This window comes from Bacillus sp. VA13, from assembly GCF_055710085.1.
Window position 1 is genome coordinate 335923 of the sequence record NZ_JBVQPP010000001.1, and the last position, 25927, is coordinate 361849.

The window sequence follows — 25927 nt, forward strand, 5'->3', positions numbered from 1 at the left end:
TTAAAAACGACACCCCGAGTAGGACGAGAGATGATTCTCGTTCTGCTCTCTTTTTTGGGCCCTAATGAGTCTGCCCATTTGCCTGATTTGATCAAAATATGAATTTTTCATAAAAACAAATCTATATATTGTGTTTTTGATAGAGGATAGTATACTATATATAGTGTTAGTGATGAGAGATTCATATTTTTTGATAGGTCGTGATAAACGTGGTACAAATCATATTTGATTCGAAAACAGGGAATGTTCAGCGGTTTGTGAATAAAACAGGCTTTCAGCAGATACGCAAGGTGGACGAAATTGATCACTTGGACACTCCGTTTGTTTTGGTCACCTACACGACAAACTTCGGTCAGGTACCGGCATCAACACAATCATTTCTCGAAAAATACGCCCATCTTTTATTAGGAGTCGCTGCGAGCGGCAATAAAGTATGGGGCGATAACTTTGCAAAAAGCGCCGATACCATTTCAAGACAATATCAGGTGCCGATCTTGCACAAATTTGAACTCAGCGGCACATCTAAAGACGTTGAATTGTTTACTCAGGAGGTAGAAAGAGTTGTCACAAAATCAAGTGCCAAAATGGATCCAGTTAAATAACGAAATCATGATCCAAAAAGATGGAAAATTCCAGTTTGATAAGGATAAAGAGGCTGTACATAGCTATTTTGTAGACTATATCAATCAAAACACAGTTTACTTTCACGATTTAAAAGAGAAGCTGGATTATTTGATTGAAAACCAATACTACGAAGAGGAATTCTTAAGCCTTTATTCTTTTGAAGACATTAAAGAAGTGTTTAAGACAGCTTACGCTAAGAAGTTTCGTTTTCCTTCCTTCATGAGTGCGTTTAAATTCTATAATGACTATGCTTTGAAAACGAATGACAAAAAAAGAATCCTCGAGCGTTATGAGGACCGGATCTCAATTGTTGCGCTGTTCTTCGCAAACGGCGACACTGAGAAAGCAAAAGAATATGTGAACCTGATGATCAATCAGGAATACCAGCCGAGCACACCGACATTTTTGAACGCCGGCAGAAAACGCCGCGGAGAACTTGTGAGCTGCTTCCTGCTCGAAGTCAATGATTCATTAAACGATATTTCAAGAGCGATCGATATCTCTATGCAGCTTTCTAAACTGGGCGGCGGGGTTTCTCTTAACCTGTCCAAGCTTCGCGCGAAAGGTGAAGCCATTAAAGATGTTGAAAACGCCACAAAAGGCGTTGTAGGCGTCATGAAGCTTCTAGATAACGCGTTCCGTTATGCTGACCAAATGGGGCAAAGACAAGGATCTGGCGCGGCGTACTTAAACATTTTCCACCGCGATATCAATGATTTTCTCGATACGAAAAAGATTTCAGCGGATGAAGATGTGCGTGTCAAAACGCTATCTATCGGTGTTGTCATTCCGGATAAGTTCGTTGAGCTTGCACGTGAAGACAAAGCGGCTTACGTATTTTATCCGCACACGATTTATAAAGAGTACGGCCAGCACATGGATGAGATGGATATGAACGAAATGTACGACAAGTTTGTCGACAACCCTCGGGTGAAAAAGGAAAAGATCAACCCGCGGAAATTGCTTGAAAAACTGGCGATGCTTCGCTCTGAATCAGGCTATCCATACATCATGTTCCAAGATAACGTGAATAAAGTGCATGCAAATAACCATATTTCCAAGGTGAAATTTTCTAACCTTTGCTCTGAAGTGCTGCAGGCATCTCAGGTTTCTTCATACACAGACTATGATGTAGAAGATGAAATCGGTTTGGATATTTCCTGCAACCTGGGTTCGCTTAACATTCTCAACGTCATGGAGCACAAATCAATCGAAAAGACAGTTAAGCTTGCGACAGACTCTTTAACACACGTGTCTGAAACGACTGATATCCGCAATGCGCCTGCTGTAAGACGGGCAAACAAAGCGATGAAATCAATCGGTCTCGGCGCTATGAACCTTCACGGCTACCTTGCGCAAAACGGTATTGCGTATGAAAGTCCGGAAGCGCGTGACTTTGCAAACACGTTCTTTATGATGGTGAACTTCTACTCTATCCAGCGTTCTGCGGAAATCGCAAAAGAGAAGGGCGAAACGTTTGATCAATATGAAGGATCAACCTATGCGACAGGTGAATACTTCGACAAATATGTTTCAACTGATTTCTCACCGAAATACGAAAAAATTGCTAACCTGTTTGAAGGTATGCATATCCCGACGAGAGAAGACTGGGAAAAGCTAAAAGCATTTGTAGCTGAACACGGCATGTATCACAGCTACAGATTATGCATTGCGCCGACAGGCTCGATCTCATACGTTCAATCAAGCACGGCGTCTGTTATGCCGATTATGGAACGGATTGAAGAAAGAACATACGGCAACTCAAAAACGTACTACCCAATGCCTGGGCTTGCATCTAATAACTGGTTCTTCTATAAAGAAGCCTACGATATGGACATGTTCAAGGTTGTAGATATGATCGCGACTATCCAGCAGCACATTGATCAGGGAATCAGCTTCACATTGTTCTTAAAAGACACAATGACGACTCGTGATTTAAACCGAATCGATCTGTATGCACATCACAGAGGAATTAAAACCATTTACTATGCAAGAACGAAAGATACTGGGCAAGACAGCTGCCTTTCTTGTGTTGTTTGATTAAAGGAGAGTTTATAGTGACGAAAATTTATGACGCAGCAAACTGGTCAAAGCATGAAGACGATTTTACCCAAATGTTCTATAACCAAAACGTGAAACAGTTCTGGCTTCCGGAAGAGATTGCTTTAAACGGCGATCTCCTCACATGGAAGTATCTCGGAAAAAACGAGCAGGACACTTATATGAAGGTACTGGCCGGACTGACTCTTCTTGATACAGAGCAGGGGAATACGGGGATGCCGATCGTGGCTGAACACGTTGACGGCCACCAGCGGAAAGCGGTGCTGAACTTTATGGCGATGATGGAGAACGCTGTCCATGCGAAGTCGTACTCTAATATTTTCATGACCCTGGCACCGACTGAAACGATTAATGAAGTATTCGAATGGGTTAAACAAAATAAATATTTGCAGAAAAAAGCGCAAATCATCGTCGGACTTTACAAAGCGATTCAAAAAGATGACGAGATTTCACTGTTCAAAGCGATGGTTGCTTCCGTCTATCTGGAAAGCTTCCTTTTCTACAGCGGTTTCTATTATCCGTTATATTTCTATGGACAAGGAAAACTAATGCAAAGCGGGGAAATCATTAACTTGATCCTTCGTGATGAAGCGATTCACGGCGTCTATGTGGGTCTCCTTGCTCAGGAAATCTACAATAAGCAGACAGAAGAGAAAAAAGCAGAGCTTCGCGAATTTGCGATCGACCTTCTGAATGAGTTATATGAAAATGAGCTTGAGTATACAGAAGACTTGTACGATCAAGTTGGACTCTCACACGATGTAAAGAAATTCATCCGCTATAATGCCAATAAAGCGCTGATGAACCTTGGATTTGATCCATATTTTGAAGAAGAAGATATTAATCCGATCGTTTTAAACGGATTAAATACAAAAACAAAATCACATGACTTCTTCTCTATGAAGGGGAACGGTTATAAAAAGGCGACAGTTGAGCCGCTCAAAGACGATGACTTTTATTTTGGAGATGAAAAAGAGCAGATATAATATCTGCTCTTTTCGGCTTGAAGGTTCAAATGAGGAGGACGCAGTAACCATGGGAAAAATGGACGAAATGATTTTAGTAGCCCCGCGCGATGACGTGTTTAAGAAAGAAAGCTTAACCTTCCAGGGTGTGAACAGTGAAGATAGCAAAGTAGCAGAAATCATGGCTCAGATCGAAGCAGGCTATCGTGAAATGAGAAGGGGAGACGCAGAAGAAGATCCGCATTTCAAGCAGCCGATTCCTTATGTCGTCATTAAGCGCGAAGATGAAGTTTTCCTTTACGAGCGGCTGGCTGGCGGAGGGGAATCACGTCTGCACAATAAGCTTTCTCTCGGCTTTGGAGGCCATATGAACTCCATCGAAGGAGCAGCCTCATTTGCTGAAGTCTTAAAACTGAACACAGACCGTGAGCTTGACGAAGAACTGCAAATAAATGAAGAGGATAAACAGGCGATTGTCACACTGGGACTTATCAATGATGATGAAAACAGTGTCGGCAAAGTGCATATCGGTATTCTTTCTGCGCTTCAATTACAGCCAGGCTCACAAGTGGAAGTGAAGGAGAAAGAACAAATTGCTGGAAAATGGATGAAAGTCTCTGAATTAAAACAGGACGACATCTATAACCGTTTGGAAGCATGGTCACAATTTGTTGTTGATATCCTTGAATAAAAAAACCCGGTTTCTCGTGATGAGGAGCCGGGTTTTTTTATGAGACGTTCGTCCGCGTTTAGACTATGATTCTAGAATCACAATAGCGTCAAAGCCGGCATTTCTTGCTCTGGCAGCAAGAGCGCCTGCATTGTCTTTGGATGAAAATGCGCCAATTTGTACTTTGTATAATCCATCCTTTAAAAGGACAATCGTGTCAAAGCCTTTAGCTTCGGCTCTGCTTGCAAGTGAGTCCGCATTCGCTTTGACTTTAAATGCGCCAATTTGAACCTTATATAACCCTGAGCTGGATGTCTTTTTAAGGCTAAAGGCTTGCTCCAGCCCGTTTGCATGGCCTCTCGCTAAGCTTTGAATAAAGCTGTTTGTTTTCAGCTTATTTGCATCCGCAACGGTATCAATGAAGCCGTTCTCGGTTAATAGGGCAGGCATTGCCGACTCCCTTAGAACGTGGAAGTTTGCTGTTTTTCTGCCGCGGTCTGCAAAGTCGACAGCTTGTATCACATTAGAGTGAATTGCCGATTGGTAAGTCGTCGTCGGGGCACCGACACCCGGGTAAATATAGCTTTCAAAACCTGTGCCGCCCCCGGAATTAATGTGAATGGACAAAAAGAAGTCTGCTCCCCAGTTATTTGCAGCGTTTGTCCGGTCGCTTAAGCTGACATATTGGTCGCTTGTCCGGCTCAGCAGCAAAGAAACGCTTTCATACTCATTTGTCAATATCGTACGTAAAGCTAAAGCGATTTGCAGGGTTAACGTTTTTTCTTGAAGGCCATTTCCTGTTGCGCCTGGATCAGACCCGCCATGGCCAGGATCAATAAAAATCTTAACCATTCTTCATCACCTCATTACAGGATATGAAAAAGCACGGCTCCTGCTTGTACGATTATCATTCGTCTGAAAAATGAGGAAATAACCCTTTCAAATGAGGAAATTATTTCTCGGGAAAGCGCACAATTCAACATGAAGCGACAGCAGATTCTATCTGAATGAAAAATGTGAATATGTTATTTGTTTGTGAGAATTATGGGTTCGGCTTTATTTCAACTGATTCCGTCTGGTCTTCGGTTTTGCGTCAGGCATTCGGAACGTAAATTCATACGCAAAGCTCCTTTCATATGCTGAGAAGAAAAAGGGAGGGAAAACGTGTCGCTGAAGACATCTCTTTATTAATAGAAGAAAAAGAAATGTCTCAGGTATCTTAAGCGAATGAGAACAGCAAATTAACCGCGATCCATATGCTGACAGGTGTGATCGATTCGTATTTTTGGCTCGCTCCCTGTTCAAAACCGAAGTGTCATGCCAAACAGGGTGAGCAACGGACAAAGAACACAGCTTAGGAGGGGATCTTCCGCTGAGAGATTCGTTTGAGCTGTTAAAAGCGATATAGGAAGTGTCCGTGATAAAGAGATTTATATGTCAAAGGCATATCACCATATTCATCGCTCAGTGTTCCTTACAAAATTGTTAAAAACAAAATCTCTTGGTTTGTCCACCCCATGTCCGTGAATACAATAAGAAATAAAGTATTTCTCGGGAAAGCGCAAAATTCCTTATCATTCCCGAAAAAAGCAATTGTTTCGACACATGATAGGCGTTTGTCACAAACGGCATCCGCTTGAATATCATATAGAGAGAACAGAGAGGTGAAAATGTTGGAGCGCGCTGTGACATATAAAAACAACGGACAGATCAACATTATTCTTAACGGGCAAAAGCAGGTGCTGACGAATGCTGAGGCAGAGGCGGAATATCAAGCTGCATTGCAAAAAAACGAAGCAAAGCACGGCATTTTGAAGGAAATCGAAAAAGAGATGAGCGCACTGGTTGGGATGGAGGAAATGAAACGCAACATCAAGGAAATATACGCCTGGATTTTTGTGAACCAGAAACGCGCGGAGCAAGGCTTGAAGGTGGGGAAGCAAGCGCTGCACATGATGTTTAAAGGAAATCCGGGAACAGGAAAAACGACGGTTGCACGGCTGATCGGCAAGCTGTTCTTTGAAATGAATGTCCTGTCAAAAGGTCACCTGATAGAAGCGGAGCGGGCTGATCTGGTCGGGGAATATATCGGCCACACCGCCCAAAAGACGAGAGATTTAATCAAAAAGTCATTAGGCGGCATTTTGTTTATAGACGAAGCCTACTCGCTGGCAAGAGGAGGCGAAAAGGACTTTGGAAAAGAAGCGATCGACACGCTCGTAAAGCATATGGAAGACAAACAGCATGAGTTTATTTTGATCCTTGCCGGATATTCTCGTGAAATGGATCATTTTCTCTCATTAAATCCCGGTCTCCAATCAAGATTTCCTATCTCCATTGATTTTCCGGATTATTCTGTCACACAGCTCATGGAGATTGCGAAACGCATGATCGCTGATAGGGAATACCAGCTCAGCCAAGAAGCAGAATGGAAATTGAAAGATTACTTAATGACAGTCAAAAGTACGACAAGTCCCATTAAATTCAGCAATGGCCGTTTTGTCAGAAATGTGATCGAAAAATCAATCAGAGCGCAAGCCATGAGGCTTTTAATGGGCGATCAATACTTAAAAAGTGATTTAATGACCATTAAAAGCCAAGATCTTTCCATTAAAGAAGAAGCATCTGGCTCTGCATAGACCTCTCGGTTTTCGAGAGGTCTGTTTTTTGCTTGTATTTCTTGCTTTTCAAAGCAATCGATTTGTGGTATACACATGCAGGGTTTGGTATGATAATACTACTGCCCAATATGCAAAAGAAAGGAACATCCATTTGAACGAACAGGAAACAAGACAGGAAAAAGCTATTTTAGTCGGATGTCAGCTGCCGCATATCACGGATGAGCATTTTGAAAATTCTATGGAAGAGCTTGCATCTCTGACAAAAACAGCAGACGGAAAAGTATTGACCAGCGTCACACAAAAACGGAACAGGGCTGACGCCGCTACATATATAGGAAAAGGGAAGGTAGAAGAGCTGAAGGCACTGGTGGAAGAGCTTGAAGCTGATCTCCTCATCTTTAATGATGAGCTGTCGCCAAGTCAGCTGAAGTCATTAGCAACAGCAATTGAAGTGAAGATGATTGACCGTACACAATTGATATTAGATATTTTCGCTAAGCGGGCGAGAACGAGAGAAGGCAAACTTCAAATTGAGCTGGCTCAGCTGCAATATGCACTTCCGCGCCTGACGGGGCAAGGGATCAATCTTTCCCGGCAAGGCGGTGGAATTGGGGCGAGAGGTCCCGGGGAAACGAAACTAGAAACTGACCGCCGCCATATCAGAAATCGCATTCACGAAATCAACACACAGCTTTCAACTGTTATTCGCCATAGAAGCCGATACCGTGAAAGAAGAAAGAAAAACGGTGTGCTTCAAATTGCGCTTGTCGGATATACAAACGCGGGGAAATCAACATGGTTCAATCGCCTGACAAGTGCTGACAGCTATGAAGAAGATCTCTTGTTTGCCACACTGGACCCGATGACCAGAAAAATGGTCCTGCCAAGCGGGTACAGCGTGCTTCTGTCAGATACAGTAGGATTTATTCAGGATCTTCCGACGACATTGATTGCTGCATTCCGGTCAACGCTTGAGGAAGTCAAAGAAGCGGATTTGATTCTGCATTTAATTGATTCCTCAAATGAGGATTACCCGGGACACGAAAAAACGGTGCTTCGGTTGCTTGAGGAGCTTAAAGCCGATGACATCCCGATGCTGACGGCTTACAATAAGCGAGATCAAAAGCTGCCTGATTTTATTCCGTCCGCCGGAAAGGATCACATTATGGTCAGTGCGAAATTTGAGGAAGACGCTGAAACGTTTAAAGAAACGATTCAACGCTATTTGCGCCAAGAGCTGTTAACGTATTTTGAAGCGCATGTGCCGGCAAGTGAAGGCAAGCTCCTTTCGAGAATCAAATCGGAAACGATGGTTGACCGCTTCTATTTTAATGAAGAAAATGAACGGTACGACATATCAGGCTATGTACAAGAAGAGCAAAGCATCATTGGTGAATTAAAGAAGTATATGTAGGAAGGAAATTCAAAAACATGTTTGACACATTAACACACGGAGAGTTATTGAAAAAAACGGCAATGGAAGTGGAAGCGGACATTGCCGGTGTTCATAAACAAATAGAAGAAATTAGCGAGCGCAATGAATGGAGAGTGCTTCAAAGCTATAGAAAACACAAAGTAAGCGACACTCATTTCACGCCGTCTACTGGATACGGCTATGATGATATCGGAAGAGACACGCTTGAAAGCATTTATGCGGATGTGTTTGGCGGAGAAGCGGGACTTGTAAGGCCGCAAATTATCTCAGGCACGCATGCCATCTCGATTGCTTTGTTCGGTGTTCTCAGGCCGGGGGACGAGCTTCTTTATATAACGGGCAAGCCATATGATACGCTAGAAGAAATTGTAGGCGTCAGAGGCGGAGAAAACGCTGGATCGTTAAAGGATTTTCAAATCGGCTACAATGCGGTTGATCTGACGGAAGACGGAAAAATTGACTATGATGCAGTCGCCGCTGCGATCAATCCGAAGACGAAAGTAATCGGCATTCAGCGCTCAAAAGGATATGCAAATCGTCCTTCTTTCTTAATTAGTGAAATAAAAGAGATGATCCGTTTTGTAAAAGAAATCAATGAAAACCTGATCGTCTTTGTGGACAACTGTTACGGAGAATTTGTGGAAGAGCTTGAGCCTTGCCATGTCGGAGCCGATCTGATGGCGGGATCTCTCATTAAAAATCCCGGCGGCGGTCTTGCGAAAACAGGGGGCTATCTCGTCGGAAAAGCGAAATGGATTGAAGCTTGCTCTTACCGTATGACGTCACCTGGTATCGGCAGAGAAGCAGGAGCATCTCTCTACTCGCTCCAAGAAATGTATCAAGGCTTCTTTTTGGCGCCTCACGTTGTATCACAAAGCTTAAAGGGAGCGGTGTTTACAGCGAGATTCCTTGAAAAACTGGGCTTCACTTCAAACCCGAAATGGGATGCGAAAAGAACAGATTTGATACAATCCGTTGAGTTTTCTGACAGAGAAAAGATGATTGCCTTTTGCCAGGCCATTCAATATGCATCGCCGATCAATGCCCACGTGACGCCTTATCCAGCCTACATGCCGGGATACGAAGATGATGTCATTATGGCAGCAGGCACATTTATTCAAGGAGCAAGCATCGAATTATCAGCAGATGGCCCTATCCGCCCGCCGTATGTAGCGTATGTTCAGGGTGGATTAACCTATTCGCATGTGAAGAATGCCATATGCAGTGCAGTGGATTCACTCATGGAAAAGCAATTAATTTAAATTTTTTAAAAATTTCACTGAATTCATGTTAAGAATCCTTACATCGTATTGACACATAATATAACATCACCTATAATGAAACTAAGTTAAGAAAAGGAGGAAATTGAGATGAGTGATAATATTCGCCGCTCAATGCCTTTATTTCCAATAGGAATTGTCATGCAGTTAACGGAGTTATCAGCAAGACAAATTCGATATTATGAGGAAAATGGATTGATATTTCCAGCCAGAAGTGAAGGGAATAGACGATTATTTTCATTTCATGATGTAGATAAACTGTTAGAAATCAAGCACCTGATAGAACAAGGTGTAAACATGGCAGGAATTAAACAGATTCTGGCGAAAGCGGAAGCCGAGCCGGAGCAAAAACAAAACGAGAAGACGAAAAGACCAATGAAACATGATCTGTCCGATGACGAACTGAGACAGCTCCTGAAAAACGAGCTCATGCAAGCCGGCCGTTTTCAAAGAGGGAATACATTCCGCCAAGGCGACATGTCCCGCTTCTTTCATTAATCCGTTAGCAACTGTTTTGCTATATACATTTACCTTTTAAGAGGAGGAGTTTTACGAAATGGCAAAGTACACTAGAGAAGATATCGTAAAATTAGTAAAAGAAGAAAACGTGAAGTATATCCGTCTTCAATTTACTGACATTCTTGGGACAATCAAGAATGTTGAGATTCCTGTAAGCCAGCTTGAAAAAGCGCTTGATAATAAAGTCATGTTTGACGGTTCTTCTATTGAAGGATTCGTTCGCATCGAAGAGTCAGACATGTACCTGTATCCAGATCTGAATACATTTGTTATCTTCCCATGGACAGCTGAAAAAGGTAAAGTAGCACGTTTCATCTGTGATATCTACAATCCGGATGGCACACCTTTCGAAGGTGACCCGCGAAACAACTTAAAACGGATTCTGAAAGAAATGGAAGACCTCGGCTTCAGTGATTTCAACCTCGGGCCTGAGCCTGAATTCTTCTTATTCAAATTAGACGAAAAAGGCGAGCCGACGCTTGAACTAAACGACAAAGGCGGATATTTCGACTTGGCTCCAACTGACTTGGGAGAAAACTGCCGCCGCGATATCGTTCTTGAGCTTGAAGAGATGGGCTTTGAAATCGAAGCGTCTCACCACGAAGTAGCACCTGGCCAGCACGAAATCGACTTTAAATATGCTGGTGCAGTCCGCTCTTGTGACGACATCCAAACGTTTAAACTTGTTGTCAAAACAATTGCCCGCAAACACGGCCTGCATGCGACATTTATGCCAAAACCATTATTCGGTGTGAACGGTTCCGGTATGCACTGCAATCTATCACTCTTCAAAAATGGTGTTAACGCATTCTATGACGAAAACGCAGATCTTCAGTTAAGTGAAACAGCGAAACACTTCATTGCAGGTATTGTGAAGCACGCAACAAGCTTTACAGCAGTAACAAACCCGACAGTAAACTCTTACAAACGTCTTGTTCCTGGCTATGAAGCACCTTGCTACGTTGCATGGAGCGCGCAAAACAGAAGCCCGCTTATCCGTATCCCGGCTTCCCGCGGCATCAGTACACGCGTTGAAGTCCGCAGCGTAGATCCAGCTGCTAACCCGTACCTTGCACTTAGCGTATTGCTTGCTGCAGGCTTAGATGGAATCAAAAACAAACTGGAAGCGCCAGCTCCAATCGACCGCAACATCTATGTGATGAGCAAAGAAGAGCGCATGGAAAACGGAATCGTTGACCTTCCAGCAACACTTGCGGAAGCGCTAGAAGAATTCAAATCAAACGAAGTCATGGTCAAAGCACTGGGCGAGCACCTCTTCGAACACTTCATCGAAGCAAAAGAAATCGAGTGGGATATGTTCCGCACGCAAGTACATCCTTGGGAACGCGAACAGTATATGTCTCAGTATTAATCTTTCAATCCCTTGGCACTATTAGTGTCAGGGGATTTTTTTGATTTGATCGATAGAAGGAAAATTAGCATTTTTGGTCATTGACCAAAATATGACCAAAAATATTTGAAGTTATGAATCTAAATCCACAATTGAGGACACGTATTTCTCGTAAATTAATTCGATTTTGGTCGAGCTTCTTACTAATAAGTGAATAAACATAGGCAGTCACCATCATGCTTTTATGATCTAAACGTTCTTGATTATATTTCATATCAGCGGAAAATGGTGAATGTACTAATGCTTAATTTTTTTGTGAGAAAAAATTCCAAAGGGTTCAAATGAGTTTTTGAGATAAGATAATTACCATAAGGAAGAATTTGAGGGCTTAAGAAACTTCAAGGGACAATTGATTCTTAAATAGAGGTGTTACATAAAATGAAATTGTATAATGAATTTATAAATATAGCTAAAACTTTTAATAAAGAGTTAGACATAATTCCATTATTATATGGCTCTTTAGGTCTTGAAAAGGTAACTGGGTTGGACTTTTCCCCAGAAGATATTGATATCCTTATTCCTTTATTTTTTTTAGAGGAAAAGTGGGAAAAACTAAAAAAAGTTATGGAACTGCAAGGATACAAAATGGTTGATTTACATGAGCATGAATTTAGGAAAACTAATACTAAAATAGGCATTGCTTACATTGAGGATTTAAAACCATTTGCAGATGTAGACTATAATAACCTAGAGGTTTTTGAAGATGACGGAGCGAAATATCATTTGTTAACTATTGATGATTACCTCAAGGTTTATAATAAGTCTTTTTTAGATGGGTATAGAAGAACAAAGAAGAATCATAAAGACCAAAGTAAAATTAACATATTGAAAAAACTAATACAGAATTAATTTCTCTTATTCTCTTTTGTTCCAACAACAAACATAAGTTTGTAGCAATGTTCTAAGATTCTTCCATGTAGGCATCTGATAAGTCGCCTTCACCCGAGATATCAGGAATACACTCGTTAAAAAAGCAATTTTAACAATTCGATCAATCGATTGGTCAGCAATGCCAGCCTAATCTTCATAAAATGATTTTATGTATTGGCCCTCCTGAAAACTCGCTATCTAAGCAGTTTTGATAACATCCCGAATATAAAATATCCTGTATATATCATAGTTGGTATATCAGCCACCATAGGCCAGAGACTTCCCTCACATTCTTTCTGGCGTTTAAACTGTAAGGAGGACAACACTGTGTGGAAAGCTATTAAGACGTTTATTCAAGAAACAGAAAAATCAAAGTCCAAACACTGATGGCTATTTGCATATTTTAGAGAAGGATATAAATCTAGAATTAAAACAAAAAATATATGCGTTGGAAGGCTTAGGAGAAGTAGTTGCAGAAAAACTGCAACGTAAATACACAGATGTTTTTGGAAGTCAGGGCAAACGTAACCTTAGTATCAAAATTTGTAGAGACATAGATGGAGATGTGTTAAGTGATTTAACAGCTGAGAGGTGCTTGGAAAAAGAATACCGTTCCCAGATAACAATTAATTATGGAACTGTGGCAGCCCATGATGAAGATTTAGACGCTTTTACAATTGATTTATGGTATTACTACGGTGGATTTAAAGGAACTGGTAGGGGAACATTATTTGATGTAAAGAACAATGAGCTAGAGAAAGAAATTGAAGAGATGCTAATATATTTACAATATGACAAACAATCCGCGAAATAAAAAGGAAACTTCAATGTAAGTTCAGTTTTTAGTGAATAGCTAACATTTGCTGTATTATTTTTAAGTAACTAGAAAGTCTTTTAACCTTTCCCAAAAAGTCTCCCCCCTAGTTTCGCATTTGTGATACTAGATGTTCTTCTGTATCTGTAATAATAACAGCCTGATTAGGATTAAAACGTTACATCTTAAGTGCTTTCATATTGAGTACAACAGCGCGAACTTTATCCTGCTTATTAAAGTAAAGTGATTATGCATCGTCATTTGACTGAACTTCTAGAATATCACCTTCGGCAATATAAAAATTCATACTGCCTATTTTAATTGGCTTTGATGGAGTGGCTATACCTGTAATTTGATTTTTCATTATAGCCGTCATTTTTTAGGACGACCGACTACGTCATCATGGTTCAAACTTTTCCTAGTTCAATTGACAAAGATATTTCCAATTGGGACTTACTTCTTTTCGGAAGCGGCAGGAGCGTTAGTTTCCATGAATATGGTTTGCAACAACAAGAGCTCAAACAGAGATAGCAAAAATGATAGTTGCAAATCTTCATTTCTTTATTCGGTTCTCCTGTTTGTAATTTTCTTCATTTCAATTCTGAATAGGTATACAAATATTGTAAACTAATCGATGTTGTGTATATTCTTTTTGACGATCTTAATTATTTTAAGAATACAAAGTAATGACATTAAAATTGCGGCAACAGCAATTCCTAATAACACTAAACCGGCAATGATATAACCTTTCATTTCTTCGCTTATCATGTTATCACTCCAATAAAGAATGACCTCCCACAAGTTTGCAACAATTTGATTTTTTATTCCATAGGCTAAAGATACTCTCTTGTAAAATTGGACTGAACAGAACCGGAATATAAAGAAATAAAGATGAAAACTAAAGAAAGGCCTACATATTGAGTAGGACTTCTGACCATTAAACGAATTAACGTTGATTTACTTGGAAAATGAGCTGACTACAATAACAGTAGGACAATGAAAAACTTTTGAAAAGAGATTCGATGAGATTTTTACTAAATCAAATGAATTACAATATTACATAAGTTGTTTATAAAGGTGAGTAATTATCCCTTTGATTTAACGAAACCTGTGATACTTATTAATTAAAATCGCCTTTGTTTCTTAACAAATATTTATATGATTGGTAGCATTTATTAAAGAAAGAAGGTGATTTATGAGATTGTCTGTTTGATAAGTATGTATGCAAGGTGAGAGTTTTTTTACAAAGGGGTTATTTTAATGAACAAGTCTTTTTTTCGAACGATCCTAGCATTAGTTGCCGTATTTGTACTGGCTTTTGCAACATTTCCGCAAAACAGTGATGCAAAGAGTACAATTTCAACAGATAATATCGACAAGGATAAGGTAAAAACAGAGGCGGAATTTATTGCAGACCATACGATTGATGTAAGCGATGATAATAAGGAAAAGCTTCTTTTAAAAGCTGAAAAAGCAATTGAAAATGGAGACATTACATATCACAAGTCAAATGAAAAAGTATTTGATAATGAATCAGTTAGAGCTATTAACTATGATGATGGCACAGTCACTTATTCAGTTTCTTATCTATACGTGGACACTGAAAAAGTTGATAGAGTTAGTTCATTCAATGTTTCATTTGATAGCGATATGAATATTGAAGAATACTATGAAGTTGATATGAAGAAGATCAGCAGCACACAAAACGAAATGACATATTGGGTTAATGGAGTAATAGACGAAGACAAGTCAGGAGTCTTTGAAACAGAAAAATCTTCAGACAATGAAACAGGGTCAACAAACATGATGAGTACCCAGAGTTGGACTGGGTGTGTATCTGATTGTTTAGGTGATAAAAATATTAGCCAATGGGCAATCACGGGCTTAGCTATATTATGTGGTGCTGCATGTACAGCTGGTGTCCCAGCAACAGCAGGAACTGCTTGCTATGCTTGTGTAAATACTGCAGGAATCATTGGTGTTAATGCATTCTTTGACTGTATGGAGAAGTGTAAATGATCAATATCTTAAGTAAAATACTATTTATTTTGTCTGGTTGTGCATTGTTGATTTTTGGGATCGTCTTTAAGAATGGATCAATGGCTTTTGGATTGTTCGCATTATTCTTCATAGCGGCTATCATCGTTCGTGTATTTCATAAACGAACTGAAGAACATTAGTAGCAGCCATATTGTAGGAGAGGAAACTCTCCTACTTAAAATAAAATTAAGCAAAAAAACACTAATATAAATTTCATGTTGATACCGGATTATATGACCTGACCTTTAATGGTCCAATAAGGTTTTGAATTCAATTAAGCTGTTTTCAATGAATAGGTAAGCAAGTGAAGTTTTCTATGAAGGGGGAGGCAAAACAATTTTCACTGAAATAATATCTGATTATTAAATATTTTCAACTATGTAGGGAAAATAAAAAGATTTTTGATGAGTTTTATGAAAACAATGATGTTGAAATAGAAAGGGTAGAACATAAAGCATTTTACAGAGTGGTTTTATAATGTTGGAAATAAGCTGGAAGTTATACAATGTACCTTCATGCTTTGTTATTCATCATGACTATTAGTCATTGGATGTACGGGCTAACAAGTGGATATCAAATGATGAAAAGTGTGAATAAACACAAGAAAAGTTGATGATCAAATAGGGCCTCTTTATGACAGTCTTAAATTTCAAATTCGATGCCCATTAGTCTATTTCTCCAGTTGATGCTGAGGGGAAGAGGCTTTATTGTCACTTTCAGTGGAAGTGACTCCATTTTTTTGAGTCTTATTCTGTGACGTTGTTGCTTTTTAACAGCAGTGTTTTTGTGTTTCACACAGCCATTACATCTCCGATCAGCTACATTCCATTCTTACTCTAAATTGAAAGCTTCTCTGATTTGCTTCTTGTTCATTTTTCTTAAATTGATCTATGTATTTGGTGTTAGGCTCGTATACATACGCTACTCTTGCCCCTTTATTCAGTCTCTTGGACAGATTTTCCATCAACATAAGCGTGAGCTGACTTCTTCACATTTTTATCTCTGCGATCACCTTCATCAAACTTCAATTGCAATCTTATCGCTGCTAACCAATTCCTTGTTTCGCTTAGGTGCATCTTTGCCACTGGTTTCTTAGTCTTAGGAGTGTTTGCGAGTAAGAAGCGAACTGTATCAAGAAGGACTTGGCTTCATTAATTGGTACGTGACATTTCTTAAATATTTGAGAAAAGGAATGTATAAAAAGAAGGCAATTACCGACATATTTCTTGCAGGCTGATTTAAATTTTCTGAAAAAGATGTTGAAAAAGTCAAAAGGATTTTATAATATTAAATCAAGTTAGTTTGTTCAGTCAACAAACTAATGAGATGAACTTTAATTGACCATCGGTAAAGTTCTTGCTAAATATGGATGGAAGGGGGATGAGAGGCTCGATTTATTTGGAGCTTAACAATATAAGAAGCGGAAGAAAGAGGCTTTTATCCTTTTTAGGCATATAAGGTATGACGAAAAAAGATGAGTTTACTGCTTGTTGATCACCATTTAGATGATGAAAATGCTCTGTGAACGTAAATCACTATAATTCTCTTTGAAAGCGCTTTTATAAACACTTCCTGTCCATAAGTTTAAGGGAATTGTTATACCATTTCATACTGTTCCTTATTAAAGGATCGAAAAGGGGAGAAATCATGCTCAATGAAAATGTAAAGAAGATTAGCATGGTTGAAAAAGTTGGATATGCGTCTGGAGATTTTGCATGTAATTTAATTTATGCAACAGTGTCTACTTATCTTTTGTTTTTCTATACAGATGTATTTGGTTTATCGGCAGCAACAGCCGGTACTATGTTCTTGGTGGTTAGAATAATCGACGCTCTTGCTGATCCTTTTATTGGAACAATAGTTGACAGAACGAATAGCAGGTTTGGACGCTTTAGACCGTATCTTTTATTCGGAGCTTTTCCATTTGTCATACTGGCAATACTCTGTTTTACAACCCCAGATTTTTCGGATATGGGGAAATTAATATATGCCTATATGACCTATGTTGGCTTGTCGCTTACATACACAATGATAAACGTTCCATATGGCGCGTTAACTTCTGCAATGACTAGAAATAATCAAGAAGTTGTTAGTATAACATCTGTCCGTATGTTATTTGCGAATCTTGGGGGACTTGTCGTTGCATTTTTTGTTCCCTTACTGGCTGCCTATTTAAGCGATACTTCCGGCAACGAATCTCTTGGCTGGCAACTAACCATGGGTATTTTGGGAATGATAGGCGGGGGCCTTTTAATCTTTTGTTTTAAAAGCACAAAAGAGCGTGTCACTCTTCAAAAATCTGAAGAGAAAATTAAATTATCTGATATATTTGAGCAATTTCGTGTTAATCGTCCACTTGTTGTATTAAGTATTTTCTTTATTATTATTTTTGGAGTGAATTCAATCAGTAATTCGGTTGGCATTTATTACGTAACGTATAACTTAGAAAGAGAGGATTTAGTGAAGTGGTACGGTTTGATAGGAAGTTTGCCCGCTTTGGTCATTTTACCGTTTATTCCAAAGCTACATCAATTATTGGGGAAGAAGAAATTACTAAACTATGCATTATTACTGAATATTATCGGCCTCTTAGCTTTACTGTTTGTTCCGCCAAGTAATGTATACCTCATACTTTTCTTTCGATTAATCGCTGCTGCTGGAAGTCTCACTGCCGGAGGATATATGTGGGCGCTCATTCCTGAAACAATAGAATATGGAGAGTACAGGACTGGGAAAAGAATGGGTGGGCTCATATACGCTATCATCGGATTTTTCTTTAAGTTTGGTATGGCCCTGGGAGGAGTTATTCCTGGGCTGGTTCTAGACAAATTTGGGTATGTGGCAAATCAGGCACAAACTCCGGAGGCATTAACGGGAATTTTAATTACAACAACCATTATTCCAGTGTTTTTGCTGGTTCTAGCCATGATTGATATTAATTTCTATAATTTAGACGAGAAAAAATATAAAAACATGGTACGAGAATTAGAGAATAGAGATAAAGTTTATTTGGATCATATTGATGATTTCAAGGCTTAAGAAATAATGAGTCAAAAGAAAATAGCTGAGGAGGAGTTCCAAATGAAGATTATCAATCCAGTACTTAAAGGATTCAATCCCGATCCAAGTATTTGTAGGGCAGGAGAGGATTATTATATCGCTGTGTCTACATTTGAGTGGTTTCCAGGTGTCCAGATACACCATTCAAAAGATTTAGTGAATTGGCACTTAGTCGCACATCCATTACAGAGAGTTTCACAATTAGACATGAAAGGGAACCCTAATTCAGGCGGGGTTTGGGCACCATGTTTAAGTTATAGTGACGGAAAGTTTTGGCTGATCTATACGGATGTTAAGGTAGTAGATGGCGCTTGGAAAGATTGTCACAATTATTTAGTTACTTGTGAAACCATTAATGGTGATTGGGGGGAGCCGATTAAATTAAATAGTTCGGGGTTTGATGCTTCTTTGTTCCATGATACGGATGGAAAAAAATATTTATTAAATATGTTATGGGATCAGCGTATTGATCGGCACTCATTTGGAGGAATTGTCATACAGGAGTATTCTGATAAGGAGCAAAAATTAATCGGTAAACCGAAAGTTATATTTAAAGGAACTGATAGAAAACTAACAGAAGCTCCGCACCTTTATCATATCGGGAACTATTATTATTTATTAACTGCAGAAGGAGGAACACGGTTCGAACATGCTGCTACAATTGCCCGTTCTACAAATATTGAAGGCCCATATGAAGTTCATCCCGATAATCCAATCCTAACGTCATGGCATGATCCAGGAAATCCACTGCAAAAATGTGGACATGCATCGATTGTTCAAACACATACAGGTGAGTGGTATTTGGCTCATTTAACGGGACGTCCTATTCATCCTGACGATGATTCAATTTTTCAGCAAAGAGGATATTGTCCTTTAGGCAGAGAAACAGCTATTCAAAAACTCTATTGGAAAGATGAATGGCCTTATGTAGTAGGTGGAAAAGAAGGAAGCTTGGAGGTAGAAGCGACTTCTATACCCGAAAAAATGTTTCCAGCAACGTACCCGGAAGTTGATGAATTTGAGGATTCGAAATTAAATATTAATTTTCAAACTTTAAGGATCCCGTTTACGAATGAATTAGGTTCATTGACTCAAGTGCCAAGTCATTTGCGATTATTCGGTCATGAATCATTAACCTCGACATTTACTCAGGCATTTGTAGCAAGACGTTGGCAAAGTCTCCATTTTGAAGCGGAAACTGCTATTGAGTTTTATCCGGAGAATTTTCAACAAGCCGCTGGATTGGTGAACTATTACAATACAGAGAACTGGACGGCTCTTCAAGTCACGCATGATGAAGAACTTGGCCGGATTCTTGAATTAACAATATGTGATAACTTTTCTTTTTCACAACCATTAAAAAATAAAATTGTTATTCCTCGTGAAGTAAAGTATGTATATTTAAGAGTAAATATTGAAAAGGAAAAATATTATTATTTCTATTCTTTTAACAAGGAAGATTGGCACAAAATTAACATTGCATTGGAATCGAAAAAATTATCTGATGATTACATCCGGGGAGGAGGGTTCTTTACAGGAGCCTTTGTAGGGATGCAATGTCAAGATACCAGTGGTAATCATATTCCGGCCGACTTTAAATATTTTCGCTATAAAGAAAAATAATTTGTACGTGAAAAAGGAGACTTCTATTTTAGGACTCCTTTTTCATATGAGAAGGTATCATACGTAAATATTCCTTAACAAAATTGTCCTATTCAACATTAAAATAACAAAACAAAAAACTCATCTTTGAAGATGAGCGTAGAACATAGAGATTTGTACATTTTAATAATGAATTACATTTTAACGATATCTAGAAAATGTTCAATAACAATGGAAGACATCCCTAATGCCGGTGCATTCTTTCCTAAGGAAGATGGTAATAATTCATAGCTATTGCCTAATTGGGGATAAACCCTGGACGACACTTCACTTCTAATTGAATTTAAAACCATAGGATGCAATTCAATTATGCTGTTTCTTAAAATGATGGCTTGTGGATTGAATGTATTAAGAATATTGGTAAGGCCTATTCCTAAATAGAATCCGAAATTCTGTAATGCATTTAAGGTGCCGATATCATTCAGATGGGCGAGGTCTATGATATCTTGATAGGACACTTTTTTCTCTTTAGTCTGAAGAGATTTTAATAAAGCCTTCTCTGAAGCATACAATTCCCAGCAGCCTCGGTTTCCGCAACTGCATTTAGGGCCATTAAAGTCTATTGTCATATGTCCCATTTCTCCAGAGAATCCGCTTACCCCTCTATATAATTGATTGTTGATAATAACACCGATCCCTATACCTGTACTGATACTTGCATAAATAATGTTATCGTGATTTTTTGCAGCACCAAATACTTTTTCTCCATATGCACCAGCATTTGCCTCATTTTCAATAAAAACAGGCACATTGAACTTCTCTTGTATGAAAGATTTTAAGTCAATTTCTCTCCAGTTGGAGTTCGGAGTGAAAACAATTTTTTGATTTTTATCAATTAGTCCAGGCACGCATATGCCTATACCAATAAGCCCGTACGGAGATTGTGGCATATGCGTAATAAAGTGATGAATCATATCAATTAAAATGTCTTTCGTTATTTCTGGAGAATTGCATTCCAAATGGTGGTGTTGATCAAGAATGATCGTTCCTTCAAGGTCTGTTAAAATGCCATTGATATAATCCACACCAACATCTATTCCTACGGAGTATCCTGCCTTTTTATTAAAAACAAGCATGACAGGTCTTCTTCCGCCGCTTGATTGTCCCTGACCTATCTCAAATACAAGATTTTCTTTCATCAGCGTGTTAACCTGTGATGAAACAGTTGATTTATTTAATCCAGTCATTTCAGATAATTTTGCTCTTGAAATAGGTGAATTCTTAAGTATTTCTTTTAATAATAACTTTTGATTTACTTTTTTGACAAAGGTTTGATCTGCGATATCCACTTCATCCACTCCATTTGTATAACCTTTAAATTAAGTTGAAATTTTTGTGTTTTCAGTATGAAACATAGTACATAGCGAATCTTACCTTTATTATATCGAATGTGTTCATAAATAACTAAAAAAATATTGAAAATACTGATGAGGTTATATAAGATTAAAATAAGTTAGTTTGTTTGGGCAACAAACTAATGTACAACTTACTTACAATATGACATACAATGCGCCTGTATTTAAATGATCATGTTTTGAATTTATTTTTAAGGGGGAAATCACATGGCTCAATCTCATTCTGGTTCAGTTAACTATTTTGGAAGCGTAAACAAAGTGGTTTACGAAGGGAAAGCTTCCACTAATCCTTTAGCATTTAAATATTATAATCCTCAAGAAGTAATCGGCGGAAAAACGATGAAAGAGCATTTGCGATTTTCTATTGCCTATTGGCATACATTTACTGCTGATGGCACAGACGTTTTTGGAGCAGCTACAATGCAAAGACCATGGGATCACTATAAAGGCATGGATCTAGCTAGGGCGAGAGTAGAAGCAGCATTTGAGATGTTTGAAAAACTAGATGCACCATTTTTTGCTTTTCATGACCGAGATATTGCACCAGAAGGAAGTACGTTAAAAGAGACGAATCAAAATTTAGATATTATCGTGGGCATGATTAAAGATTACATGAGAAATAGCAACGTTAAGTTATTATGGAATACTGCGAACATGTTTACAAATCCCCGTTTCGTCCATGGTGCCGCGACTTCTTGCAATGCAGATGTGTTTGCGTATGCTGCAGCACAAGTAAAAAAAGGGTTAGAAACAGCAAAAGAGCTTGGCGCCGAGAACTATGTATTTTGGGGCGGCCGTGAAGGATACGAAACATTGTTAAATACCGATTTAAAATTTGAGCTTGAAAATTTGGCAAGATTTATGCATATGGCAGTAGATTATGCGAAGGAAATCGAGTATACAGGGCAGTTTTTGATTGAACCAAAACCAAAAGAGCCGACCACCCATCAATATGATACAGATGCAGCAACAACCATTGCCTTTTTGAAGCAATATGGCTTAGACCATCATTTTAAATTAAATCTAGAAGCCAATCATGCCACATTAGCCGGGCATACATTCGAACATGAATTACGCATGGCAAGAGTACATGGTCTTCTCGGCTCTGTTGACGCGAACCAGGGGCATCCTCTTTTAGGCTGGGACACAGATGAATTTCCGACAGATTTATATTCTACGACCTTAGCAATGTACGAAATCCTGCAAAATGGCGGCCTTGGAAGCGGTGGATTAAACTTTGACGCGAAGGTCAGAAGATCTTCTTTTGAGCCTGATGATTTAGTATATGCCCATATTGCAGGGATGGATGCATTTGCAAGAGGATTGAAAGTAGCCCACAAATTAATCGAAGATCGTGTGTTTGAAGATGTGATTCAACATCGTTATCGCAGTTTTACTGAAGGAATTGGTCTTGAAATTACAGAAGGAAGAGCTAATTTCCATACTCTTGAGCAATATGCGCTAAATAATAAAACAATTAAAAACGAATCTGGAAGACAGGAGCGATTAAAAGCGATATTGAACCAATACATTTTAGAAGTATAACAGGTGAAAGAGGAGCCCCAGATCCATCTATAAGAAGATATAGCAAGATAGCCAAGTCACCTAACTACCCGTCATGATTCCTTTGCTATTTCTTATTGTTATGACGGGTAATTTCTATAATTGGGATTTATTTAGAGTGAATGGTTTTTTAAAAGGTTAAGGAGTGAAAAAATGAAGTATGTCATTGGAATAGATCTTGGAACGAGTGCTGTTAAAACCATTCTAGTCAATCAAAACGGCAAGGTTTGTGCAGAAACGTCCAAAAGTTATCCGCTCATCCAAGAGAAGGTGGGATATAGTGAGCAAAATCCTGAAGACTGGGTGCAGCAAACAATTGAAGCATTGGCTGAATTGGTTTCTAAATCCAATGTTCAAGCCAAGGATATTGACGGGATAAGCTATTCAGGACAAATGCATGGGTTAGTACTGCTTGACAAAGATCGTCAGGTGTTACGTAATGCCATTCTTTGGAATGATACCAGAACGACGCCTCAATGTATCAGGATAACCGAGAAATTTGGCGATAACCTGCTTGACATCACAAAAAACCGTGTTCTAGAAGGGTTTACATTACCTAAAATGTTATGGGTGAAGGAACATGAACCTGAACTTTTTAAAAAAACTGCTGTTTTTTTGCTTCCGAAAGACTATGTGAGATTCCGTATGACTGGTGCGATTCACACCGAATACTCCGATGCAGCAGGAACTTTACTTTTACATATTACTCGCAAGGAGTGGAGCGATGATATTTGCAATCAATTTGGTATTTCTGCAGATATTTGTCCTCCGCTTGTTGAATCTCATGAATGTGTAGGATCGCTGCTTCCGAACGTTGCGGCGGAGACAGGGCTATTGAAAAAAACAAAAGTGTACGCTGGGGGAGCAGATAATGCCTGCGGTGCTATTGGAGCGGGGATTCTTTCTTCCGGCAAAACATTATGCAGTGTTGGGACGTCAGGGGTCATACTTTCCTACGAAGAGGGGAAAGAAAGAGACTTTAAAGGGAAAGTGCACTTTTTTAATCATGGAAAAAAGGATTCTTTTTATACGATGGGAGTCACGCTCGCTGCAGGATACAGCTTGGACTGGTTTAAAAGAACGTTTGCACCAAACGAATCGTTTGAGCAATTATTGCAGGGGGTGGAATCTATTCCGATAGGAGCCAATGGACTACTATACACTCCTTATTTGGTTGGTGAAAGAACGCCACATGCAGATTCTTCTATTCGGGGAAGCTTGATCGGAATGGATGGATCCCACAAAAGAGAGCACTTTTCGAGGGCAATAATGGAAGGCATCACATTCTCTTTACATGAATCAGTTGAGCTATTCCGCGAAGCAGGAAAATCAGTTCATACTGTTGTTTCAATTGGTGGGGGAGCTAAAAATGAAACGTGGCTGCAAATGCAAGCTGATATTTTCAATGCAAGGGTGATTCAGTTAGAAAATGAACAAGGCCCAGCCATGGGGGCTGCTATGCTAGCTGCCTTTGGGAGTAGGTGGTTTGAATCCCTTGAAGAATGTGCAGAGCAGTTCATTCGTGAGGCTGCTGCATTTTATCCAAAGCAACAAAATGTTCAAAAATATAAAACACTATTCGAGTTGTATAAGAAAATTTACACACACACAAAGGATCTAAATGCAGCTTTGAAGAGCTTTCGAAAAAACTAGTCATAAGTGTGGCTCGTAAAGAGTGTATTTTTTGTCAGGAGATCAACGAAAGAACAATTAACGACAATCATCATCAAAGGCCTTTGAGACATTACTGCTGCACTATAGAAGTTAGTTTTATATATCTATTACAAAATTGAAAGCGGCATCAAAACTCATGTAATGTAATTCTATTCCCAAACAAAAAACACAAAGCTATTACATTATAAAGCAGGAACAATAATATAACGACTATGGCTGCCTTCTTATGAAAGGTGGTGGGAAAAACAAAACATTATGGTAAGACCTTAATACAATCTAATCAAACAGGAGGTATACCAAATGAAACAAAAAAGAATGAAGTTTTTGTTAGCAGTTTTATTTAGTCTAGTGCTGGCATTACCTGCATGGTCCGCTCAGGCGGCAACTACAATCACCTCAAATCAAACCGGCTCCCAAGATGGCTACGACTATGAATTGTGGAAGGATTATGGAAACACCAGTATGACGCTCAATAGCGGCGGCGCATTTAGTGCCCAGTGGAGTAACATTGGGAATGCTTTATTCCGAAAAGGCAAGAAATTTGATACAACCAAGACTCACTCACAACTTGGAAACATATCAATGAATTACAACGCAACCTTCAATCCGGGAGGAAATTCCTATCTGTGTGTTTATGGATGGACGAAAGACCCGCTCGTAGAATATTACATCGTCGATAATTGGGGCACCTATAGACCGACCGGAATGCCAAAGGGCACTTTTACTGTTGATGGGGGGACATATGATATTTATGAGACCACTCGAATCAATCAACCTTCGATTATAGGTATCGCAACCTTTAAACAGTATTGGAGTGTCCGGCAGACAAAACGAACGAGCGGAACCGTATCTGTTAGCGAACACTTCAAGAAGTGGGAAAGCTTAGGAATGCCAATGGGTAAGATGTATGAAACCGCGCTAACGGTAGAGGGATATCAAAGTAATGGCAGTGCTAATGTAACTACTAATGTACTGACTATCGGAGGGAAAAGTAAATAATCCTTACTCTTGATTTACGATGAAAATTGGAAGTGTATTCACACACAAATAACCCCTCACATTAACGTGAAGGGGTGTTTTTTATTATCTACACGATCTAATAGCTATTTTTATATTATTCAACAAGATTCATGTTTAAAAAGCACGATCAACTCTATCTTGTAGGAGTTACTAAACCAGATAAAAACATATAGGATAATATAGTATCTCCTGGAACTACTATACAGCAGAAAATTTCACAGGCATAGTTGCAAGACCTCTGTCTATTTTAGATTGGTAAGCAGAATGGAAACTAGACACGCCA

At 39.1% G+C, this 25927-nt stretch carries 19 protein-coding genes and 1 pseudogene; 17 read left to right on the forward strand and 3 right to left on the reverse strand.

The genetic code is table 11. The features are described 5' to 3' along the window. The first annotated feature begins 209 nt into the window (after positions 1-209). The 4 genes from nrdI to AC0C66_RS01420 are packed head-to-tail and all read left to right on the forward strand — an operon-like array spanning position 210 to position 4341. Entirely contained in the window at positions 210-602 is a 393-nt protein-coding gene (nrdI, locus tag AC0C66_RS01405; RefSeq protein ID WP_014113877.1) for a class Ib ribonucleoside-diphosphate reductase assembly flavoprotein NrdI, read from the forward strand. Then, entirely contained in the window at positions 562-2664 is a 2103-nt protein-coding gene (nrdE, locus tag AC0C66_RS01410) for a class 1b ribonucleoside-diphosphate reductase subunit alpha (RefSeq protein ID WP_061187516.1), read from the forward strand. Before nrdI ends, nrdE begins: the two co-directional genes overlap by 41 nt. A gap of 17 nt (positions 2665-2681) precedes the next feature. Next, complete coding sequence (gene nrdF, locus AC0C66_RS01415; protein WP_014113879.1) at positions 2682-3671, forward strand: class 1b ribonucleoside-diphosphate reductase subunit beta; 990 nt, start codon at positions 2682-2684, stop codon at positions 3669-3671. A gap of 49 nt (positions 3672-3720) precedes the next feature. Then, positions 3721-4341 (forward strand): hypothetical protein, encoded by a 621-nt coding sequence (locus AC0C66_RS01420; RefSeq protein ID WP_072183296.1) that lies wholly within the window; start codon positions 3721-3723, stop codon positions 4339-4341. A 63-nt stretch (positions 4342-4404) separates the two neighbouring features. Here AC0C66_RS01420 and cwlC read toward each other — a convergent pair whose 3' ends face one another. After that, positions 4405-5172 (reverse strand): sporulation-specific N-acetylmuramoyl-L-alanine amidase, encoded by a 768-nt coding sequence (cwlC, locus tag AC0C66_RS01425; RefSeq protein ID WP_461845567.1) that lies wholly within the window; start codon positions 5170-5172, stop codon positions 4405-4407. Between the two features lie 818 nt (positions 5173-5990). On the opposite strand from cwlC, the gene spoVK reads away from it, so the two are divergent. The 8 genes from spoVK (at position 5991) to AC0C66_RS01465 (ending at position 15289) form a co-directional block, all read left to right on the forward strand. After that, on the forward strand, positions 5991-6959 hold the full coding sequence (gene spoVK, locus AC0C66_RS01430; RefSeq protein WP_061187517.1) for a stage V sporulation protein K: 969 nt from the start codon (positions 5991-5993) through the stop codon (positions 6957-6959). A gap of 133 nt (positions 6960-7092) precedes the next feature. Then, positions 7093-8355, forward strand: coding sequence for a GTPase HflX (gene hflX / locus AC0C66_RS01435; protein ID WP_072183298.1), 1263 nt, complete (start codon positions 7093-7095; stop codon positions 8353-8355). Positions 8356-8372: 17 nt separating this feature from the next. Beyond that, entirely contained in the window at positions 8373-9638 is a 1266-nt protein-coding gene (locus AC0C66_RS01440) for a methionine gamma-lyase family protein (protein WP_041907108.1), read from the forward strand. Between the two features lie 108 nt (positions 9639-9746). Next, on the forward strand, positions 9747-10154 hold the full coding sequence (gene glnR, locus AC0C66_RS01445) for a transcriptional repressor GlnR (protein WP_072183300.1): 408 nt from the start codon (positions 9747-9749) through the stop codon (positions 10152-10154). Between the two features lie 58 nt (positions 10155-10212). Then, positions 10213-11547, forward strand: coding sequence for a type I glutamate--ammonia ligase (gene glnA, locus AC0C66_RS01450; RefSeq protein WP_014113887.1), 1335 nt, complete (start codon positions 10213-10215; stop codon positions 11545-11547). A gap of 417 nt (positions 11548-11964) precedes the next feature. Then, a complete protein-coding gene (locus tag AC0C66_RS01455) occupies positions 11965-12435 on the forward strand; it encodes a hypothetical protein (protein WP_079287787.1) in 471 nt (156 codons plus the stop codon). Between the two features lie 415 nt (positions 12436-12850). After that, positions 12851-13270: a hypothetical protein gene (locus AC0C66_RS01460; RefSeq protein ID WP_472973471.1), complete on the forward strand. Its 420-nt coding sequence runs from the start codon at positions 12851-12853 to the stop codon at positions 13268-13270. Positions 13271-14530: 1260 nt separating this feature from the next. After that, positions 14531-15289 (forward strand): hypothetical protein, encoded by a 759-nt coding sequence (locus tag AC0C66_RS01465; RefSeq protein ID WP_114150519.1) that lies wholly within the window; start codon positions 14531-14533, stop codon positions 15287-15289. 857 nt (positions 15290-16146) lie between these two features. On the opposite strand, the pseudogene AC0C66_RS01470 reads toward AC0C66_RS01465, so the two are convergent. Further along, positions 16147-16443 (reverse strand): annotated as a pseudogene (locus AC0C66_RS01470) (thermonuclease family protein); the annotation flags it as partial. A gap of 514 nt (positions 16444-16957) precedes the next feature. Between AC0C66_RS01470 and AC0C66_RS01475 the strand changes: the two are divergent. Both AC0C66_RS01475 and xynB read left to right on the forward strand, forming a co-directional pair. Then, complete coding sequence (locus AC0C66_RS01475; RefSeq protein WP_472973472.1) at positions 16958-18349, forward strand: MFS transporter; 1392 nt, start codon at positions 16958-16960, stop codon at positions 18347-18349. Between the two features lie 42 nt (positions 18350-18391). Further along, entirely contained in the window at positions 18392-19993 is a 1602-nt protein-coding gene (gene xynB / locus AC0C66_RS01480; RefSeq protein WP_472973473.1) for a xylan 1,4-beta-xylosidase, read from the forward strand. A 173-nt stretch (positions 19994-20166) separates the two neighbouring features. Here xynB and xylR read toward each other — a convergent pair whose 3' ends face one another. Beyond that, positions 20167-21321, reverse strand: a complete 1155-nt coding sequence (gene xylR, locus AC0C66_RS01485) for a transcriptional repressor XylR (protein ID WP_014113894.1) — start codon at positions 21319-21321, stop codon at positions 20167-20169. Positions 21322-21594: 273 nt separating this feature from the next. Between xylR and xylA the strand changes: the two genes are divergently transcribed. From xylA to AC0C66_RS01500, 3 genes are all read left to right on the forward strand, one after another. After that, complete coding sequence (xylA, locus tag AC0C66_RS01490; protein WP_472973474.1) at positions 21595-22932, forward strand: xylose isomerase; 1338 nt, start codon at positions 21595-21597, stop codon at positions 22930-22932. Between the two features lie 171 nt (positions 22933-23103). Next, on the forward strand, positions 23104-24603 hold the full coding sequence (gene xylB / locus AC0C66_RS01495) for a xylulokinase (protein WP_072183633.1): 1500 nt from the start codon (positions 23104-23106) through the stop codon (positions 24601-24603). Between the two features lie 321 nt (positions 24604-24924). Beyond that, positions 24925-25623 (forward strand): glycoside hydrolase family 11 protein, encoded by a 699-nt coding sequence (locus tag AC0C66_RS01500; protein WP_072183634.1) that lies wholly within the window; start codon positions 24925-24927, stop codon positions 25621-25623. Positions 25624-25927: the final 304 nt, after the last annotated feature.